General features: G+C 51.3%; 14 protein-coding genes. 7 read left to right on the forward strand and 7 right to left on the reverse strand.

Annotated elements, in window-relative coordinates; genetic code table 11:
• Positions 1 to 598, forward strand: a 598-nt coding sequence (locus ACFOE0_RS08640) for a tyrosine-type recombinase/integrase (RefSeq protein ID WP_380711800.1), incomplete at its 5' end; no start/stop codon positions are given.
• Positions 595 to 1677, forward strand: coding sequence for an IS91 family transposase (locus ACFOE0_RS08645; RefSeq protein ID WP_248937837.1), 1083 nt, complete (start codon positions 595 to 597; stop codon positions 1675 to 1677). The genes ACFOE0_RS08640 and ACFOE0_RS08645, both read left to right, overlap by 4 nt.
• Positions 1678 to 1945: 268 nt before the next feature.
• Here the strand turns inward: ACFOE0_RS08645 and ACFOE0_RS08650 are convergent, their stop codons facing one another.
• The 3 genes from ACFOE0_RS08650 to ACFOE0_RS08660 all read right to left on the reverse strand — a co-directional run bounded on the left by ACFOE0_RS08650 (position 1946) and on the right by ACFOE0_RS08660 (position 4846).
• Complete coding sequence (locus ACFOE0_RS08650) at positions 1946 to 2338, reverse strand: GCN5 family acetyltransferase (protein ID WP_248937838.1); 393 nt, start codon at positions 2336 to 2338, stop codon at positions 1946 to 1948.
• A 110-nt stretch (positions 2339 to 2448) separates the two neighbouring features.
• Positions 2449 to 2748: a hypothetical protein gene (locus ACFOE0_RS08655; RefSeq protein ID WP_248937840.1), complete on the reverse strand. Its 300-nt coding sequence runs from the start codon at positions 2746 to 2748 to the stop codon at positions 2449 to 2451.
• An 841-nt stretch (positions 2749 to 3589) separates the two neighbouring features.
• Complete coding sequence (locus ACFOE0_RS08660; protein ID WP_248937841.1) at positions 3590 to 4846, reverse strand: valine--pyruvate transaminase; 1257 nt, start codon at positions 4844 to 4846, stop codon at positions 3590 to 3592.
• A 384-nt stretch (positions 4847 to 5230) separates the two neighbouring features.
• Between ACFOE0_RS08660 and ACFOE0_RS08665 the strand changes: the two genes are divergently transcribed.
• Genes ACFOE0_RS08665 through ACFOE0_RS08685 form a run of 5 tightly spaced genes read left to right on the forward strand, consistent with a single transcriptional unit; the run spans position 5231 to position 11608 of the window.
• Positions 5231 to 5818 carry a chemotaxis protein CheW gene (locus tag ACFOE0_RS08665; RefSeq protein WP_248937842.1) on the forward strand — a complete coding sequence of 196 codons (588 nt, stop codon included), beginning with the start codon at positions 5231 to 5233 and terminating at the stop codon, positions 5816 to 5818.
• Complete coding sequence (locus tag ACFOE0_RS08670; protein ID WP_248937843.1) at positions 5808 to 7961, forward strand: CHASE3 domain-containing protein; 2154 nt, start codon at positions 5808 to 5810, stop codon at positions 7959 to 7961. The genes ACFOE0_RS08665 and ACFOE0_RS08670 overlap by 11 nt, the downstream gene beginning before the upstream one ends.
• Positions 7961 to 8845 carry a CheR family methyltransferase gene (locus tag ACFOE0_RS08675; RefSeq protein ID WP_248937844.1) on the forward strand — a complete coding sequence of 295 codons (885 nt, stop codon included), beginning with the start codon at positions 7961 to 7963 and terminating at the stop codon, positions 8843 to 8845. The genes ACFOE0_RS08670 and ACFOE0_RS08675 overlap by 1 nt, the downstream gene beginning before the upstream one ends.
• Before the next feature lie 9 nt (positions 8846 to 8854).
• Positions 8855 to 10339 carry a chemotaxis protein CheB gene (locus tag ACFOE0_RS08680; RefSeq protein ID WP_248937845.1) on the forward strand — a complete coding sequence of 495 codons (1485 nt, stop codon included), beginning with the start codon at positions 8855 to 8857 and terminating at the stop codon, positions 10337 to 10339.
• A gap of 57 nt (positions 10340 to 10396) precedes the next feature.
• On the forward strand, positions 10397 to 11608 hold the full coding sequence (locus ACFOE0_RS08685) for a bifunctional alpha/beta hydrolase/OsmC family protein (protein ID WP_248937846.1): 1212 nt from the start codon (positions 10397 to 10399) through the stop codon (positions 11606 to 11608).
• 81 nt (positions 11609 to 11689) lie between these two features.
• Here the strand turns inward: ACFOE0_RS08685 and ACFOE0_RS08690 are convergent, their stop codons facing one another.
• From ACFOE0_RS08690 to truA, 4 genes are all read right to left on the reverse strand, one after another.
• Positions 11690 to 12898 carry an alkaline phosphatase family protein gene (locus ACFOE0_RS08690; protein ID WP_248937847.1) on the reverse strand — a complete coding sequence of 403 codons (1209 nt, stop codon included), beginning with the start codon at positions 12896 to 12898 and terminating at the stop codon, positions 11690 to 11692.
• Between the two features lie 176 nt (positions 12899 to 13074).
• Positions 13075 to 13695: a cell division protein DedD gene (gene dedD, locus ACFOE0_RS08695; protein ID WP_248937848.1), complete on the reverse strand. Its 621-nt coding sequence runs from the start codon at positions 13693 to 13695 to the stop codon at positions 13075 to 13077.
• 2 nt (positions 13696 to 13697) lie between these two features.
• Positions 13698 to 14981 carry a bifunctional tetrahydrofolate synthase/dihydrofolate synthase gene (gene folC / locus ACFOE0_RS08700; protein ID WP_248937849.1) on the reverse strand — a complete coding sequence of 428 codons (1284 nt, stop codon included), beginning with the start codon at positions 14979 to 14981 and terminating at the stop codon, positions 13698 to 13700.
• A 9-nt stretch (positions 14982 to 14990) separates the two neighbouring features.
• Positions 14991 to 15776, reverse strand: a complete 786-nt coding sequence (gene truA / locus ACFOE0_RS08705; protein ID WP_248937850.1) for a tRNA pseudouridine(38-40) synthase TruA — start codon at positions 15774 to 15776, stop codon at positions 14991 to 14993.
• Between the last annotated feature and the right edge of the window lie 37 nt (positions 15777 to 15813).

The following is a 15813-nucleotide window of genomic DNA, read 5'->3' on the forward strand; positions in this document are numbered from 1 at the left end:
GCCACCGCAAGTCAAACGCTTGCCTGATATCCTCACCCCAACCGAAGTGGCCATCGTCATCAGTCTTACCCGTCAGCTACGCTATCAGGTGTTTTTTCTCACCTTGTACAGCATGGGCTTGCGTCTTGGGGAAGCCATTTCACTGCGTGTAGGAGATATCGATTCAGCCTTAATGCAAGTGCATATTCGTGATGCCAAAGGCGGTAAAGACAGACTGGTGCCGCTGCCCAATCGCACCTTGTTGGCATTGCGATATTACTGGCAAACCCATCGTCATCCCCAGAGCCTGTTTCCGGGGAAGGACGGTAAACCAGACTCACTCATGGATAAAGGCGGCATTCAGCGGGCGTTAAAACGGGTGATTGCTGAGTGCAACATTCATAAAGCCATCAGTCCCCATAACCTGCGCCACAGCTATGCCACTCACCTACTGGAGCAAGGAGTGGACTTACGCTCGGTACAAAGCCTACTGGGCCATAACAGCCTCAATACGACTGCCCGCTATACCCGACTGACCCACATCACCCGCCAACACACGGCCAAGGCCATCAACCAGCTCACCGATTGTCTGGCGTTAACCTGGGAGTGTGGCGTATGACCTTCATCGATATTTTACGTGACCACCTTGAGACGTTTAATCAAAGGTATGGACCAAGACTCACCCCCGAGATGCATGAAGCCATTCACGCCATGCTCTGCTGCCGCGCCCAAACCGAACGAACCAGTCAGTGGGCCTGTCAGCATTGCCCTCATACCGCAGACTTTCCCCTGTCTTGTGGTCATCGCAGTTGCCATCAGTGTCAACACAACACCACCATGGACTGGCTGGCAAAACAGCAGGCGAAGTTATTGCCAGTTAATTATTTTATGGTGACATTCACCATACCCTATGAGCTGCGTGTTCTTGCCAAAACATATCCAGAGGCAGTCTATCAAGCCATGTTCACCGTGGCGGCCAGCGTATTGAAAGACTTCGCTAAACATTGTAAGCCACTAGGGGGTGAGATTGGGTTCACCGGCGTACTGCACACCCACAACCGACGCCGGGACTATCACCCGCATATTCACTTCATCATCCCAGCCGGGAGTTTTCATCAGGGCAAACAACAGTGGCAAAAGCACAAAGGTCAGTACCTGTTCAATGCCTTTAATCTGGCGACCGTTTGGCGTGCACGCTTGCTGGCATATTTAACACGCCAAGGCAATATCGCCCTGCCTCCCGTGGTGCCTAAAAAGTGGGTGGTAGATTGCCGTCATATTGGCAAAGGCCTGCCCGCGCTCAAGTACCTGTCGCGTTATCTATACCGGGGTGTCTTGCCCGATAGCAGTATCGTCAATGTCACGGATGACCATGTCAGCTTCGCCTATCACAATAGCCAAACCGACCGCCGTGAAATACGGACCTTACCCACACTCAAATTCCTGTGGTTGATATTGCAGCATGTGTTACCCAAGGGATTGCGACGGGTGAGAGATTATGGGCTGATGCGGGGATGCTGTCGCACACTCCGACAACAGATACAGCTGATGCTGGCCGTTGCGGGTGCCGTATTCCCCATCATGCCTGAGCCTAAGCGAGCCGCTGCAATACGAGTTTGTCCCTGTTGCCAACAACCAATGCAGTTTATGGGCGTTCATCTGCACAGACGACCGACGAGCCAGGCCATCACCCTCTGAGGTGACACAGATGGTTAGTGCTGAGAGTCACCGCTACACCAAGTGAGCAAAGGAGGCGGACAATAGATTGATATAGCTTGATTTATTTTAGCTGACGGTTTGGCTAACGGCATTGCACATCTTTTTAAAAGTGACAGCGTTGCCTGAACATCCACACCAGCGTTAGTGCTCTCACCGCTATTTACTATATAAAGGTATCACTTCTCAACCCCGGGCTTGTTCAACACCCGGGATAAGGACGCGGCTGCGCGCGGCCTATCCTTATTTGTTATGCGTTTCCTTCACTTTCAATAAAGTTTGTAATTGAATCAGGCTCCCGTTTACCACCTTCTAGCCAATCCACAAGCCATTCCGTAATACGCTCTCCCTTTTCATGAATATACTGCCCTTGCTCAGGCTCATTTATCCATTCTAATTGCCTGATCAGAACTAAAGGATCTTCGCTACCTTTCGTACTTTGGGAAAACTCGTGAGCTTCTTCGAAATTAGAAAATGCGTAATAGTATATTTCACCATCGAACTCATCTGGTGCCCCTAACCAAGGGCGGCACCAAACTCTAAATTCAAGAACATCATCATAAAAATACCCTCCGCCAGACTTAGTGGCAGCAGGATATTTACCAACCATGTCAAAATCGACTGCTACAGGGAATTTACTCATATCTGTCCTGGTGCATAACGCTGCGCTCAGCCGCCGGAGGCCAATGGCGACTTTTTTGCTGCGAAGCGCAAAAAAGGTGACAGTGGCCGGAGGTCGGTTGCAGCGCCTTGTTATGCGCTTGCTTGTAAAATGGCATGTTCTATTGCCTTATGTATATCCTGAAACTCATATGTAGCATCAATTTGTGAAACACCTGCCAAATTACAAATAAGCGTTTGGAAATGCGCCAATAAAAGTAGAGCTAACTCTTCGATGCTAGAAATTCCTTGCGCCAGACTTTCTAGATGACCGCGCTCATATAGAATTTCGTTAATTTTCGCCCTCACACTAATCGGATCAGGCTTAGGTAAGCTCATTCGCTCGGCTAACAAATCTGCGCTTTCGATTAGTTTTGCTATATCTGGACTCATCTATGGCCTTTCACCGCCGCATAACATTTGTATAGTGTGCATGCTCGTTTGTCACATCAGACCAGTGAAAACCGTGCCATTGTTTTGATTGATTATTCAACAGTGTGGCAACAAAAGTCCAGATTAAACTTTGAGCAAAAGCGTGCTGGCACATTATCTCCTTCTCATTGGCCTGTTATTTTTCACGCTATTTATCTATCTGCATAATTAAAAAGGATTTTTTAAATTCCCTTAAGTGCAAACCGTGCCACCTTCTGCACAAAAATTGATTTCAATGCACCAAAATTTAAATACGACTGTATACTTATACAGTTTTATCAGTTATTTGAATACCTGGTGACCAGTAGCCTTTCCTCTTCATCAGATTTCATCCTGATTCACCTACATTGATCATGAAAGGTCAACTCAGCACAGTGTTCATAAACGGGGCACTTCTGAGTTACGAAGTGCAGACTGTGAAGGTTTGGGGCAAAACGTTTGTTGGAGGAATACACCAGTCCCCATCGGAGACGCTGAGAGGTGTTGGATGAAATGGCGTGAGCGAGACATGGATGTCGAGCTAGCTTCAATCGAATCATGGACGAGCGTCTGAAGCGATAGCCAATTTCGTCCATAAACCCGAAGGGTTGTCGTCTCCGTCTGGGGCGGCAGGGGGTTTGCAAAGGGGGCGAAGCCGCCTAGTCCCCTTTGCCCGGGTGTGGGCAGGAAGCCCACGACTTTACCCGCTGGCAAGCGGCATGTCCCGAAGGGACAAACGGTAGTTCCGCCAAGCGAAGTTTGGCTAATGAGCCATGAGGCTAATGGAGCAAAGCTCCATCAATCAACATCGTCCGCAGAGCGATTACTCTGCATACGCTCTGGCAACTTCCTCTGCAATCACTGCAATCCCAACACGCATTTTGGCCTCATCCTGCACATAGTTCATGCGAATACACTCCTGACGGTGACGCCAGTTGTTGTCCTCCGCAGGCATGCCGAAGAAGAAATACTCGCCGGGTACCACCAGCACGCCGCGCGCTTTCAGCCGCTGATATAGCTCTTTGGTAGAGATAGGCAGGCCTTCAAACCAGAGCCAGAGGAAGATAGCGCCTTCCGGTTTGTGTACCCGAAATCCGGGTACGGTAATTTGTCGCTGCAGCTCCTCCAGCGCCCACTGGGAGCGGGCCTGATAGAAAGGCTTAATCACCTGCTCACTGAGCTCCAGCAACTTACCTGTGTTGATCATATGATTGGCGATGGCGGGCCCCATACTGCCCGGAGCCAGACTGACAATACCATTGATATTGGTCATCGCCTGGGTGACGATTTCATTGGCAATCACAATGCCACAGCGCACGCCGGGCAAGCCAAGCTTGGACAGGCTCATACACAAAATAGTGTTGTCGTTCCAGAATGGTGTCACCTCTTCAAAGATGATATTGGGGAACGGTGTGCCATAGGCGTTATCCAGAATAAGCGGAATGCCCCGCTCACGGGCGATCGCATCCAATCTGGCCACTTCAGCATCTGTGAGCACATTGCCCGTTGGGTTGGTGGGACGGGAGACACAAATCGCCGCAATGCTGTCATCCAGCGGCAAACGGTCAAAATCCACATGATATTTAAACAGGCCATCATCAAGCAGCTCGATTTCCGGACGGCAAGAGGCGAAGATGCCATCATCCAACCCGGCATCACTGTAACCAATATACTCAGGCGCCAGTGGCAACAGCACTTTCTTGAAGCTGCCATCGGTCTGCTCACCTGCCAGCAGGTTAAACAGTGCAAAGAAGGCACTTTGGCTACCATTGGTCAGGCTGATATTACGCTCGCTGATATCCCAGCCATAGGTTTCTCTGAGCAAGCTTGCCAACGACTTCAGAAACGCACTCTTTCCCTGAGGACCATCGTAGTTGGCGATGGCATCAATAAAGGCACCATCCGCCAGCAGCTCGGTGCTGACGCCATGAAAGTAGTCGAGCATCTCGGGAATGGCAGCCGGATTGCCTCCACCCAGCATAATGGCGCCTTCGGTACGTAGGCCTTCGTTGAGATCGTCCATCAACTGAGTGATCCCCGCGTAACGATTAAACTTCTCGCCAAATCTGGAAAATTGCATGACCTGAATATCGTCCCTTGTTATCTCTTAACCTATTGTTGTCTATCACGTTGGCTGTTTTTTATGGCTTGCAGCACTTCATTTCAGCCTGTGCGCCATTGTGACACAGGCTTGCCACTCAGGCGGGATGAAATTCTTTCATACAGATTGAAAATCTCAGCCTGAGTCACATTCCCGGCGACAGGAAAAAGTACAAACCTCCTTTCCCTTGATTTCTATCTCTGTTTTAAAGGCTGAAGAGCCAGGCAAGGTGTCAACTAATACAAGCCTCTGATTTTTGACATGTCCCCTATCTGACCTAAGGTTATTAGAGGTAACAGGAATACCTCAAATAGAGGCAGAACAGGCCTCTGGCAATACAAATCAGAATGGACAAGGTGCTGAATGAACAGGTCAGTTGCGAAAACCAGCCACCACGTTTTCGGCGGTGACAATCAGGAGCAGAATCTTCAACTGCATTCAGATAGTCATAAGCATCTGATTTTTAATGTCGGAGAAGTGGAATACGGCATTCCTCTTTCAGATGTCAAAGAGGTGATCAGTATGGGGCCTGTCACTCATGTGCCCAGGCTGCCGGACTATTTTGAGGGCATCCTTAACCTCAGAGGCGAAGTGATCTCCATTATCGACCTCAGACGTAAACTGGGGCTCCCATCCAAGCCCTGGCAACAGCAAAAAACCTGCATCATTATTTTTGAAGTCAATAAGCTCACACTGGGTGTGATTGTCGACAACGTCATCGAAGTACAAGGCTTTGGCAGCCAACAGATACGTCAGGAACTGGATATCTCCAAACACCCTGAACGTGAATTTATTCAGGGTGTCGCCACCAAACACTCGGGTGAGATGGTCATGTTGCTCAACAGCAGGAAACTGCTTAATCCGTTGGAGCTGGGCCTGATCGCCCAACAATTACAACAGCTATCTCCCTCTCACCAATCCGTTAACTCAGAGGCAGCTCATGTTCGATAACCTATCATTACGGGCAAAGATTTTAATGGGCAGTGCAGTCAGCCTTGGGTTTCTGGTACTGCTAAGCCTGCTCAGCCTGAGCAGTATCAGCAAATTGAATGAAACCGGTGCCTGGGTTGACCATACCTACAAGGTCATTAATAAGGCTCAGGAACTGGAAACCGCCGCGCTGGAGATGCAAACGGGTATCCGGGGCTACCTGTTGGCCGGCACAGAGCAGTATCTGGTTCCCTATGAAAAAGGTCGCCAGCATTTCAAGCGCCTGGTTGCAGAACTTTTACAAACCGTGGACGACAACCCCTCACAGGTTGCCCTGATGCAAGAGATGGATGCCACTATGAACAGCTGGGAGGAGTATATCAATGCCGAAGCGGTAGAGCTTCGCAGGGAGATAGGTGATGCCAAAACCATGAATGATATGGCCCGTCTGGTCGCAGAAGCTAAAGGTAAAACCTACTTTGATCGTTTCCGTGGGATGCTCGCCAACTTTATCAATCAGGAGCAAATACTGCTCAGCCAGCGAAAAACGGTATTTGAGAATGCTTCTACCCCAGAGGAGGTCAGCGCTGCCATTGAGTGGGTTAAGCATACTTATCAGGTGATTGTCGAAGCACAGAAAATCCAGGTTGCCGCCATAGATATGGAAACCGGCATGCGGGGTTACCTGCTGGCTGGCAGGGAGGAGTTCCTGGAGCCCTACAATAGAGGGGTTCAGGAGTCTACGTCGCTTATATCAATGCTCAAACTCAAGGTCAGTGATAACCCGGCCCAGGTACAACTCTTAACCGATATTGCCCGGGTGTTGAGCGACTGGAATACCTTGGTGGCCGAACCTCAAATCACCCTGAGACGGGAGATTGGCGATGCCAAGACCATGGATGATATGGCTGACTTAATCGGCAGCGATAGTGAAAAATTGTATTTCGATAAGTTCAGCTCACAAATACGTACCTTTATCGAAAACGAAAATATTCTACTCAAACAACGCCAACAGAATGCCTCGAGCAGTGCGGAGCAAACCAACTACGTACTCATTGTTGGCATGGCGATCGCCGCACTTGTCTCAATTCCTGCCGCCTTTATGATCAGCGCATCGATTCACAAGCCTTTCCGTAATATCTTCCAGGGCTTGTCAAAATTCAGCAGTAGTGAATTGAAAGAGTTAAGCCGCACCTTTAAAGAGGTTGTAACTCAACTCAGCTCAGGTGCCGCCGGTGTGGGCACAGTAGCGTCCAATATAGAAAATGCCAGTATGAACCTGTCGCAGATCTCCAACCGTCAAGCCAGCTCAGTGGAGGAGACCTCCGCCAGTACTGAAGAGATTTCCGGCATGGTGAAAATCAATGTGCAGTCAGCTGAGCAGTCCAGAGATCTATCGCGCCAGGTCGGAGAAAAAATGGGAGAACTGCAACTGGCTATGGAGCAAATTGCAGAATCCAATGAAAAGATTAATGAGCTGGTGAAGATTATTGGAGAGATAGGTACCAAGACAGAGATCATTGATGAAATAGTGTTCCAGACCAAGCTTCTGTCATTCAATGCCTCAGTGGAGGCGGAGCGCGCCGGTGAACATGGTCGCGGCTTCGGCGTGGTGGCCAAAGAGGTGGGTAACCTGGCCCAGATGAGCGGTAAAGCCGCCACAGATATCGCCGCCATAGTGAAGCACAGTGTCAGCGAAGCCGAGGCAATCGCCAAAGAGAACTCTGCCCGGGTGGAAAGAGGCAATCAAATCGTTAAAGAGACCAAGAGCCAGGCACAGACTGTGGTTACCGGAGCCAATAAGATTTTTGAAGCGTCCAACGAGCAGGCCAGAGGTATTCAGGAGATAAGCAATGCCGTTGAGTCAATCAACAAAGCCACTCAGCATGCGGCTTCTATCTCAGATCAGGCGGCAGCATCCAGTACAGATCTCAGACGTCAGTCTGAAGAACTCAATCGTCTCGTACTGCGGCTCAATAGCTTCCTGAGAAACAGTGACAGAGATTCCACCCCGGACTTTGCGTTACGCAGTGCCCCTGAGCCAGTGCAAATGGACAGTCACTGGCAGGCTCCTGCGTCCCGTCCCCACGAAGATGTGGCAGCGCCTATTATTGTTCCGGAAAATCAGGACAGCGACAACAAACAGGCCTGGGACAGACTGTAATGGCTAAGCTGATGTCATCCAATGCTGCTGTCGACCCACAGGTCTCCTGCCAGAATCTGGATGAGTGGCAGTCCAGTAATGTCTCTGACAATGAGTTTAAGGTTTTCAGTAAGCTGATTCTGGAACAGGCAGGAATCGAGATCCCACCTGAGAAACGTTCACTGCTTGAAGTCCGGCTCAACAAGCGTGTCAGAACCCTGGGGTTAAACAGTTTCTCTGAATACCTGGCAATGCTCCTGCATGACAGGGAACATACAGAGCTAACTGAGTTCATCAATGCTTTGACCACCAATACCACGGCCTTCTTTCGTGAATCATTTCATTTTGACTATCTGCTTCAACATCTGGAGTCCAATCCTGCTGGTAAGGATACTTACTTCTGGTCTGCAGCCTGCTCCAGCGGTGAAGAGGTGTACACCCTTGCCATGGTATGTGAGGAGTTTTCTCGAACTCACCCTGAGTTTACCTACAAGGTATTGGGAACCGATATCGACACTGAGCGGCTGGCCATGAGTACAGAAGCTATCTATGAGAAAGATAAGTTGGAGGAGATCCCCCATCTGATGCAGCTCAAGTATCTCTCCCCCACCAGCCCGGACCCGGCCCACTTTGCTATCGCCGCAGAGCTAAAAAGGCACATTAAGTTCCGTCAGCACAACCTGATCGCCTTCGACGCTTCACCCGGGATCACCTTTAATTACATTTTCCTGCGTAACGTTTTGTTTTACTTCCCAATGGAAAACATACGTCAGGTCATCAGCAAGCTGGAGAGGCACCTGTCACCGGGAGGCTTGCTGTTTGTCGGTTTGACTGAAACCCTGCATCATCTCGATACTGAACTTATTCAGGTCGCCCCTTCTGTCTATCAAAAACCGTTAGGCTGAGCCCTTCACATGGAGTTCTCAGTCAATTCAGGGGAGTGTGTGGTCAGCCCCAGCCAGGATATCTGCCTGCAGGCCGTGGTCGGCACCTGTGTCAGCGTCTGCATACGTGACACACAACAAGGTTTCGGCGGCATGTGCCACTACCGCCTGTCCACAGCCAATCAATCGATAACAGATGACAGTCAGGAGTACGACTACGGCGACAGAGCAATTTTGGCGTTACTGCAGAAACTGAAACACCAGGGGGCATCCAGGCAACACCTTGAGGCCTGGGTCATCGGCGGCGGCAACCTGAATACCAGCAGCATAGATATCTGTCGTCAGATAGGTGTTCGCAATATTGCCATCGCCTTCAGGGTATTGGCTGAATATGGGATCCCCATCTCTGGTACCTCTATAGGCGGCGATACCGGCAGGCAGATCCGCTTTTTTCCCGGCACAGGTGAAGTACTTTGCAGACAAACTCATAAAAGCAAGAGTGCAGGTGATGCTGAGCATCACCAGGCAATATTTCTCTCCAACAATGAGCCTTTATTCGACAAATTACAGCAAACCCTGACAGGCGCAGGCATCAATACCAGAATGGCACTGAGCAGCACTGCCGAAAGTCTGCAGGATCAGGTGTTGGTTATCGATGAATCCTGGTTGATGTCTGCAGGCCACCAGGTTGAGGGGCCTCAGTATACCGCCCCGGTTGTGCTGCTGCAGAACCATGACACCTGTCCCTCTTCGTTTACCCTGGACCGGGTGATCAATCAGTTCGGCAGCCTGGTGTTCATCGCCAACAGGCAGAATCTGCCCAAAGTGCTGAAGGCGGCCGTACATACACGTACATTGTCCTGTGCGCTTGGGGCAGAAGAGCAGGCCTTAAGCCACAGCCATTGTCAGGAGTCTCTGGTGATGATCGGCAGCTCTACCGGCGGTATTGACGCGCTGGACAGCGTGATTAAACATCTGCCCGCCATCATGCCCCCTGTATGCATAGTGCAACATTTACCTGAAGGTTATACAGATTCACTGGTCGCCGCGCTGGACAAGATCGGAAACCTCAAGGTGTGCCGCGCTGAAGATGGCATGCTGGCCAAACCCTCCACCGTATATCTGGCACCGGGAGACAGGCACCTGACGGTCACCCCACATGGTCAGCAAATCATGCTCAGGTTAAGAGACTCGCCCCCGGTCAACGGCTTTCGCCCATCGGTCGATACCATGTTCAAATCCGCCCTCAAACTCGAAGGGAAACGCCTGGTCGCTGCTCTGCTGACAGGTATGGGGCAGGATGGTGCTCAGGGACTGCTGGAGCTCAAGCAAGTGGGCGCGATCACCCTTATCCAGAATGAACAGTCCAGCGTGGTTTATGGTATGGCCAGAGCCGCAAATGAACTGGGGGCAGCCACCCGGGTTGTCTCGCTTGAAAATATGGGACAAGCTATTGTGGATTCTATAATTAACACCCAACAAAACCACAAACACAATCAGATGCAGTTGCTTTAACCAGAATAAACACCAAAGACCACACAAAGGCACTACAGATGAGCATCAGGAGGTTCTATGGCTCTACAGGTTAAATTTCCCAGTGGCTCACTTATGCTGGCAGGCAGTTTGGAAACGCCGGATACAGAACCTAAAGGCTATGCGCTGTTCGCTCATTGCTTTACCTGTGGCAAAAGTTCCGTGGCTGCCAGTCGCATATCCAGAGCCCTGGTTGAAAAAGGGTTCGCAGTATTCAGATTTGACTTTACCGGGCTGGGAGGCAGTGAAGGTGACTTTGCCAACAGTAACTTTTCCTCCAACGTAGATGATCTGGTTGCCGCTGCAGACTTTATGCGCAGTGAATATCAAGCGCCGGCATTATTGGTTGGCCATAGTCTGGGGGGACGCGCCGTACTGTCTGCAGCCGCTCGTATCAGCGAAGTCCAGGCCGTCGCAACGCTGGGGGCACCTGCAGACCCGGACCATGTCAGTAAGCAGTTTGCCTGCGACCTTGAACGTATCGAGAAGGAAGGTGAAGCCAATGTGTCACTGGCTGGCCGCCCTTTCACCATCAAGAAGCAGTTTTTGGAAGATATACGGCAGGACAACCGGGATATTGAACAACTGAAAGCCGCACTGCTGGTAATGCACTCCCCCGTAGACAGTGTGGTCTCCATTGCTCAGGCGGAGAAGATCTATACCCGAGCCAAACACCCCAAGAGTTTTGTCACTCTGGACAGCGCCGACCACCTGCTGACCAACAAAAACGACGCTATCTATGTGGCCGAAGTGATTGCTGCCTGGGCTGCCCGCTATTTACCGGTTTCAGCAGAGAGCAGTAAGCAATACCCCAAAACCGCCGCGGGTGAGGTGGCCGTCTATGAGTACAACCACAAGTTCACCCGTACTCTGGTGTGTGATAAACACCAGTGGCTCGCAGACGAACCTGCCAGGGTGGGAGGAGACGAACTTGGGCCTGATCCCTATGAACATCTGCTGGCAGCACTGGGTGCCTGTACCTCAATGACAGTGCGTATGTATGCCAATCGCAAAGGGCTGGATTTGCAGGATGTGCAGGTACTGCTTGAGCACTCGCGCCAGCATGGGGAAGATTGTCAGCACTGTGACGACCAACATGCCAAAGTAGAAGTACTGGCCCGTAAGGTGAAGGTGACCGGGGAGCTGACTCCAGAGCAGCGCCAGCGATTATTGGAAATTGCCGATCTCTGCCCGGTCCACAAGACCCTCAGTGGCAAGATAGTGATCACCACAGTTCCATGGGAAGACTAATGCATACGCTTTACTCATAATACTTTCGCTTTGATCTTAAAGGGCTCCAACAGGAGCCCTTTATGTTTATCAAACGCGACTTTACTCAGCCAGCGCAGGACTTAATGAACTGCCATCGCCATCCACAGGAACCAGGAGTTCCAGCCCGAGTATTTCGGCAGCGACCGGGTAAATATCCAAATTGGATACACGTTCCAGCATCAGCCCCTGCTTGAAGGCAGGACCCACGCCAATCAAAGTTGCGTCCATATCATCAAAGTGAGGATAACCGTGATCACCGAAATAGGTGGCAGGTTTATCCAGGGTAAAGGTCGCCGGAGCCCGAGTTTCAAACATAATGTCCGGGACTCTTGGGCTACCGAAGAACTTGCGGGCCTTCATGGTTTCCTCAGATACATACTGGAAACGACCACCGGCAGCCGCTTTCAATTTGGCTATCTGCTCTGCTTTATCTGCGTCGACACCTTTTTTGGCATACAGCATCAAGTGTGGCCCGGAGAACTGTACCTTCCACTCATCAGAGATGGGCAGCTGACTGACCTGAATACTCTTTTTGGGGTTGATAGTGGCCATACCATGGTCTGACACTATCAGCAGACTCACCGGCTGCGGCAGCGCCTGCAGCTGTAGGTAAAAGTCGCCTATCATGGCATCCATCTTCTGCACAGCGTTATATACCTGGGTACTGTCAGGCCCATGGTCGTGCCCCATGCTGTCTACCAGAGAAAAGTACCCGGCGATAAAGCGGGGGCGCTCGCTTTCCGGCAGAGTCAGCCACTGGATCATCTGATCCAGCCTGTCCTGATAATCGCTGTGCTTGGAGTAGTGATAGTAATAATCCGGCGTCATGCCGTTGAATCTGGCATCCGACTCGGGCCAGAAATAAGTCGCAGACTTAACTCCCTGTAACCTGGCAAGATTCCACAGCGGCATCCCTTTAAGCCAGGTGCTGTCATCCTTGCCTTTTCCAAGCCGGTAGCACTCATCGCGCGCCTTATCGCAAAAGCGGTTCTCCACTATGCCGTGATTGACCGGCAACAGGCCGGTAATAATGGAGATATGGTTGGGAAAGGTTTTGGTTGGATAGACAGGTGTCAGCCGCTCGGCTCGCACACCGGCTTTGGCCAGCTTTGCCAGCTGCTTTGCCTGGTGTTTCTCAATATAGTCCCAGCGAAAACCGTCCAGTGAGATCATCACCAGCGTGTGTTCTGCCGTTTTATCGGTTTCTTGTTGTGCCGCGGCCTCCCCTGATCCCAGTATCAGTGCCAGCAGCAATATCAGCTGTTTCATCTTATTCTCATCCTTGTATTGATGTGCCCAAGAATACAGATGATGAGTTTAGATTCAATGACAAGCAGGAAATTGCACCAGCGGTTGCTGCGCACTCAGGCTGACAACTGTTGGCAAAGGAGCATAAAAAAGGCCGCCCCGGGGCGACCTTCATATTAAGCTTTAGTTTGGCTGACTCAGGACTCCAGCGGGTTGAATGGCACTACCCTGCCCTTAAGCTTGGTCAGCTTTTCCACTTCACCAAGCAGCTTTTCAACCTTGGCTTTGGAGACATCCGGTCCGACAAACACCTTGGTCAGGCTGCCATGAACGGGTTTTGCAGGCAGAGTGTAGGCCCGGAAACCGGCTTCTCTAAGCTGTTCAACCAGCCCCTGAACATTGCCCGCGTCGCGGAAGCTACCCAGTTGCAGGGTCCAGCCCGGGGATTTCGCTACTGGCTTATCGACCCTGGCTGTAGTCTCCTGTTTGGCTTTGAGTTTCGCCTCAGGCTGAGTTGCTGGCTTTTGCGCCTGTTCAGTCTCCTTGAGCACCCAACCGCCGTTCTCCTCTTGCTCCAGCTCCTTTGGTTGCTCAGGTGTGGCACTGTCACTGTTACCCAAAGTCATGGTATCAGCCACTTCCAGCACTTCGAAGGCTTCCGGCGCTTTATCACCGGCAGATTGCGGCCGCAGCGGGATCTCTGCAAATTCTTCCTGAACCCGCTCCTTCTTACCATCCAAAATATCAGGCAGGAAAATGACGCCCAGGGCCACTACCACTATGGTCCCAACCAAACGGTTATGAAACTGACTCGACAAACTTATTCCCCATCAATGAATGATTTAACTGCAGATACAGTGTAAAAGGAGCCAAACACAATTACCACATCATCCTCAGATACCCCTGAGGTTAACGCCTGCCACGCAGCGTCTGCCTGAGTGAACGCCTGATACTGTGCCTCTTTGGGCAAACATTGGGTGAGCGTACTCAGCTCAGCACTGCGCTCCGTATCCAGCTCAGTCAGGAACCACTCATCCACCACAGGCGACATTACCTCCAGCACACCGGCGATATCCTTATCTTTAAGCATGCCGCACAGAGCCAGAACGCGTTTTCCCTGATACTGCTCAAGCCGCGATGCCAGATAGCGGGCAGCGTGGGGGTTATGGGCAACATCCAGAATAGTCAGTGGCTTGTCTGATATTTTCTCGAACCGGCCTGTCAATCTGGCATTAATCAAACCACGTTCAATGGAACTTTGGGGCAATTCAGGCAGAAGCATCTCAAGAGCGGCCAGCGCAGTGGCAGCATTGGGCAATGGCAAATTGGGCATTGGCAGATTATCGAGCTGCCAGCGCTGTCCTCTGAACTGCCAGCGTTCCAGCTGTTCACCTTCAGGCCCCACACTCTTATAATTGAACTCTTTGCCGACTCTGTGCAGCGGCGCGCCGACTTTGTCAGCAACTTGCGTCACCGTTATCGGTAAGTCAGGCTCGCCGGTGATAGCCTGTTTGCCAGACTTGAAGATCCCCGCCTTCTCAAACCCAACAGACTCCCGGGTATTACCCAAAAACTCCTGATGGTCCAGATCCACCGCTGTCACCACGGCCACATCGGCATCGATAATATTGGTGGCGTCGAGACGTCCACCCAGGCCTACTTCCAGAATTGCCACATCCAGTTTGGCCTGCTTGAATAGGTACAGGCCGGTCAGGGTTGCAAATTCGAAGTAGCTCAGGGAGGTGTCGCCCCTTGCCTGTTCAATCGCCGCAAATGCACCGATAATGTCGGCATCCGGCGCATCAATGCCGTTAATACGTACCCTTTCATTGAAGTGAACCAGATGGGGGGAACTGTATACGCCCACTGACATACCCGCATCGCGCAGTATGCTTTCCAGCATGGCGCAGCTGGTGCCTTTGCCATTGGTACCGCCAACAGTAATCACCCTGGTTGGTGCCAGATCCAGTAAGCCCATTGACGCGGCAACCTGACCTACCCGCTCCAGCCCCAAATCCATCGACGCCAGCTCACTGGTATGCCTGGCAAGCAGATACTCCAGCCAGGTATTCAAACTGTCTGACTGTGTTGGTACTTGAATCATCCTGATATCCTAGTCGGGTAAAAACAGTGGACCCATCGCCAGCTTTGGCAATTCAAATTCCTGCGGGTAAGTAACATCCACCAGATACAAACCATGGGGCTTTGCAGTAGCCGCGGCCTTGGTTCTGTCTTTCATGTCCAGCAGCGTACGCATCCAGTCCAGCGGCTGGTTACCCAGGCCGATCTCCAGCAGGGAGCCGACAATATTACGCACCATATGGTGCAGAAAGGCATTGGCCTGAATATCGACAATGATATACATACCCTGGCGGGTTACAGTGACCTTGTGGACATTACGAAACGGCGTTTTTGACTGACACTGGATAGCCCGGAAACTGGTAAAGTCCTGCTCGCCAATCAGTGCCTGGGCCGCCATGTTCATGCGTTTTTCATCGATAACGCCGTGGTAATGGCTGACACCGTGACGGTGAATCCCCGGACGGAAGTTATGATTGTAGATGATGTAACGATAACGACGGGCTGTGGCAGAGAAGCGAGCATGAAACTCATCATCGACCTGCTTAGCCCAACGCACAGCAATGCCGTCCGGCAGATTGGCGTTGACCCCCATGGTCCAGGCGCCCTCTTTACGGATCGCATTGGTATCAAAGTGCACCACCTGACCTGTTGCATGCACGCCTGCATCGGTACGACCGGCACATTGAAGTTCAATCGGCTCATTGGCCACTATCGACAGCGCTTTTTCCAGCTGCGCCTGCACAGAATCGACTTCCTGCTGACGCTGCCAACCATAAAAGCCACTGCCATCGTACTCAACCCCAAGGGCAATACGCATAATCTCTCCGGAATAGAACGGGCCACAGGGCGCCCCG

Origin of the sequence: Shewanella submarina (assembly GCF_042646185.1) — a bacterium.
GTDB classification, from domain to species: Bacteria; Pseudomonadota; Gammaproteobacteria; order Enterobacterales; family Shewanellaceae; genus Shewanella; species Shewanella corallii.